The sequence below is a fragment of the Rhizobium mayense genome (assembly GCF_030272705.1).
GTDB lineage: Bacteria > Pseudomonadota > Alphaproteobacteria > Rhizobiales > Rhizobiaceae > Rhizobium > Rhizobium mayense.
Window position 1 is genome coordinate 1 of record NZ_JARFYM010000076.1, and the last position, 4559, is coordinate 4559.

Sequence of the window (4559 nt, forward strand, 5' to 3'; positions counted from 1 at the left end):
CTTGCCAGCGACAATCAACATGATACCTTCACCCCGACCGCGACTTAAGAGTCTCATCTAGATTGTCGCTAGCGTCTCATCCTGATCGCCGCGCTATACCGGCGTGCCCCGCGCCCAAATAACCAATTTGCCTTTCGGCGCCGGGAGCTGCCGGAAGGCGCGCTTCCAAGTCAGAACAACGGCCTACAGCTTCCCACAACAATGACTTGACTTGTATTTCTGCAACGAAAGATAGAAATGGATAGCCCTATGATTGTGCGTAGCCTGCGCGATGTTGAAGCGACGGATCACTTCGTCGATTGGGGCAATGGTACTAGCCACCGCCTCCTGACGGACAAGGACGGCATAGGCTTTAGCATCTGCCACACCGTAGTGCGGGCTAACACTGTCTCGCTTCTCCAATACCGCAATCATCTCGAGGCGTGCTACTGCATAGCCGGAGAGGGCGAGGTCGAGGACATGGACGGTAATGTCTTCCCTATTCGCAAGGGCGACATCTATGTGCTTGACAAGCATGACAAGCATTTTCTGCGCGGGGGCCGGGACAAGGACCTGATCCTCGTCAGTATCTTCAACCCGCCCCTCAAGGGGACCGAGCGCCACAAGCTCAACGACCCGGCAGGCTCAGCATATTGAGCAAGGCGAACAAAAGCAGAATATAAACCGCCGCTAATTGAGCTTTGCAGTCGCTGGTTGGTGCCGCGTCACACGTGCCGCTGGCCATAGTGCCAAACACGATTCAGGTCCCGATCGAAAGCTCGAATTCGAAGTGCACGGCACCCCGCAGAGTCATTCAGCCAGGGAACCGCTCTAATCATCAAAATGCCGGAACTCGGAAACCTCGACGAAAAGACCGCAGCCTTCTGATGCGGTCTCGCATCCATGAGTCGACAATCCGGACGGTGGACCAGATGCGCATTAATCTGGCAGAAGGCCCCATCGTCCGTCAGCGCTCCATAGCCAGCAGTCGTTGAAGCCCCTTCAATCCCGATCTCAACCCCAAGTACAATGCACTCATCGAGAATGGCAAACACCCAAAGTTGCATCACCGCCATCATGAGAAGGGTCGCTCTCACCTCGCAAACGCACCGTTGCGCAACAAGCGAAAATGGACCCCAAAACCCGCTTTCCAGGCTCCCCTTTCTTTGCTCGGAACCCATCGGGCAAGATTCCGAAAGGCTTATGCCGATTGACAGCGCGCTCAATTGTCCGATGTCCGGCGATGTCGGATAAATGACAGAGCAGTGTTAGGGCTATCATGTTGATTGAGAACAATTTCTCGTTGGCACGGTACGTGCGTGGTACTCTACAAAGGCCCATGGACTGAGGAGAAGTCGTCCGATGATGACGCTCACCGGAAACTCAGACGAGGTAAGATGGCGACTGCGAGACTGCCAGAGACGATATTTGCAGGCACGGGCTTGCCGGAGGCACTTTGGGGATATCTGGCTGCGCGCAAAAGTTTCGTTACCGTCAATGCAGGCCTATTGCACCGGGGACTGTGGGCGCGATTGCGCCCGAGCAAATCCGAACCAATGTGACGCGTTTGAGCGCTCCATGGTGGGGCGCATAGGATGGGACCTGCCCTACTTCAAGGGTAGACTGTGAGAGGGATAAAAATGGCACATGGGTCTTCTCCGGTGCGCGCCGGTGCACGCGAAACAGACAGTCAGGATAGGCAACCTGCAGTCCGACCCGTTTCCTCCAGTGCCTTTGTCGGCAGTGGTACACTTGCTATCAGCTGCGCTCAGCTGGCAATGGAGAGAGGCCACGTTATTGATGCGGCCCTGTCCGCCGACCCCATATTCGCAGAGTGGGCGGCTCGCGCCAAAATCCGGTGTGTAGCGAGTATTGAAGAGCTCTGCTCTCTTTTGAAGGCCAAGCCGGTAGAGTGGCTTTTCTCCGTTGTCAATCCGTTCGTATTGCCACCGAACGTGTTTGGGCAAGTGCGTCGAGGTGCGTTCAATTACCACGACGGTCCATTGCCACGATATGCAGGAATGCACGCGACGTCCTGGGCTTTGCTGGCGCAAGAGAGCGAATATGCCATCACGTGGCATAGGATGGGTGATGGTGTCGATACTGGTGACGTCGCGGTTCAGCGCCAAGTGTCGATTGCGCCCAGCGACACGACACTTACCCTGAACCTTAAATGTTATGAAGCTGCATTCGAGGGTTTCCGCGAGCTAATAACGGGCTTAGCGAACGGGAAGCTGACTGCCCGGCCGCAGGCGCTGGCAGACAGAAGCTATTTGCCGAGGCGCCGGCGCCCAGATGCGGCAGGCTGTCTGAGATGGGAGAAATCCGCGCAGGATCTGTCGGCGATGACGCGTGCCTTAGCCTTTGGGCCACATCATCCCAATCCATTGTGTCTAGCCAAGGCTCTCGTAGCCGGTGAAGTTGTCAGAGTGAGATCCCTGGAGGTGTTGCCTCGACGCTCGGGCGTTCCAGCAGGTTCCCTGCTGGAAGTCCACTCCAGCCATTGGTGTGTGGCGACGGGTACAGAAGATGTCGATGTTTGTTTTGGCGACCCCGATGGGCAGGTGCTGGACGCGCGAGCCCTCGCTGGGCACTCCAATCTGGATGAAGGGAGTCGCCTTCCGATCTTAAGCGATGAACAGGCGCGGAGCATAACTGCCACCCACGAATTTCTGGCGCCGCGGGAGGATTTTTGGCGACAGCGGTTAGAGCAGTTTAGAATATTGCAGCTTCCTTTCCTGCCGTCGTCCGCGGCTGCTGCGCCGCCCGGATGGCAGTCGAGTTCGTGGTTCAACCCAAGTGCTTTGGCTAAACTGTTCCCACTCGAGCGCACCGAATACTTGGTAACGGCTTTCCTGATCTATCTCGCCCGCATCACGGGAGAAGCAGAGCTTCAACTGGGATGGACGCCTGCATCGGATGGATCGCAAGCGGGCTGCAAAGCCGTGGACCGGTTGATCGCCTCTGTCGTGCCGATGGAAGCTATCATTGATCTCGCACATGATTTTGAAGAAATCCGCAAAACGGTGGCGATCGAATTCGCTCAGTTGCGGGAGCACGCTAGCTTTGCCCGGGATCTCACCGCGCGCTTCCCGTCATTGCGAGCGGTGGGGGCGCTACGATCGTGCCAGCCCTGGCCGATTGGCATCACGATTACGGCAGATAGCCGTTCGGCCGCTGGCGATCTATCTTCGAACGCGAGTTCTGAGATTGTCCTATCCGGTGATTTGCTGACCTTTGAGGTTTGCGCTCTGGATGGGAGCTTTCGTTGGCATTTTGATGCAAGCCGATTAGCGCCGGAGCAGATCGACCGTATGACGCAGCACTTACAAACGTTGTTGCGTGGTGTGATAGCCGATGCAGGCCATTCGGTGCGCGAGCTCGACATCCTGCCGGCTGGCGAGCGCGGCTATCTGCTGGAGGATCTGAACCGGACGGCGGCGCCTTACCCGTCGGACATGTGCATCCACGAGCTGTTCGAGGCGCAGGTGCGGCGCACCCCTGATGCCATCGCCCTCGTCCATGAGGACGAAGAGCTGAGCTATGGCGAACTCAATGCGCGGGCCAACCGCCTGGCGCATCATCTGATCGCCCTGGGTGTAAAGCCGGATCAGCCGGTGGCGATCTGCCTTCGGCGCAGCCCGGCGATGGTGGTGGGGGTTTTGGCGATCCTCAAGGCGGGCGGCGCCTATCTGCCGCTGGATCCGGCCTATCCGTCGGCGCGGCTGCGGCAAATCGTCGACGATGCAGAACCGCAACTGCTGCTTTGCGATGCCGCCGGCCGAAGCGCACTTGGTGCCGACGCGCTGGCCGAAGTCAACGTGTTCGATCTGGATAGGGCCACCCCCGCCTGGGCCGAGCGGTCGCCATCGGACCCGGAGCGGCGTACGCTTGGCCTCACCTCCCGCCATCTCGCCTATATCATCTACACCTCCGGCTCAACCGGAACCCCAAAGGGCGTCGAAATGTCCCACGGCTCGCTTGTGAATTCGCTCTCGCCACCACCGGGGAATGGAGTGCGAAAACGCACACTTCAATTCGCGACCCTGAACTTCGATGTGTCCTCCCAGGAATTGTTCATTTGTTGGAAGGATGGTGGAGCGCTCGTGCTCGTGCGGGAAGAAACCCGTAGGAACTTCTCCGATTTACTCGAATTCGTGAAGAGAGAGGCGATCGAGCGGCTTTTCCTCCCGTTCGTAGCATTGAACCATTTTGCGGAAGTCTGGGGCGCGCAGCAAGTGCGGCTGCCCTATTTGAGTGAGATCTATACTGCGGGTGAGCGATTGCAGGCCACTCCACTGCTTAGGGCGTTCTTCGAAGCACATCCAAAGGCGAGATTGATCAATCAATACGGGTCCACAGAAATCAACGTCATTGCCGAGCACCGCCTTGCAGCTGACCCATCATGCTGGCCCGAATTGCCACCCATCGGCCGTCCGATTGCGAACACGCGTGTGTATCTTCTGGACGGGCATGGTGCACCGGTGCCGTTCGGGGCGGTGGGTGAGCTTTATATCGGCGGGGCCGGTGTTGCGCGCGGCTATCTGAACCGGCCGGAGCTGACGGCGGAGCGCTTCCTG

Annotated in this window: 2 protein-coding genes; both read left to right on the plus strand. The window is 58.1% G+C overall.

Annotated features, from left to right (window positions below):
- Positions 1 to 249: 249 nt before the first annotated feature.
- Complete coding sequence (locus PY649_RS34420) at positions 250 to 636, plus strand: ectoine synthase (protein WP_285873511.1); 387 nt, start codon at positions 250 to 252, stop codon at positions 634 to 636.
- A gap of 1121 nt (positions 637 to 1757) precedes the next feature.
- Positions 1758 to 4559: AMP-binding protein (locus PY649_RS34425; protein ID WP_432761459.1), on the plus strand; the 2802-nt coding region annotated here is incomplete at its 3' end.

Excerpts from the sequence above, each read along its gene's own strand:
- PY649_RS34420 (WP_285873511.1), top strand. The coding sequence starts at position 250 with ATGATTGTGCGTAGCCTGCGCGATGTTGAAGCGACGGATCACTTCGTC.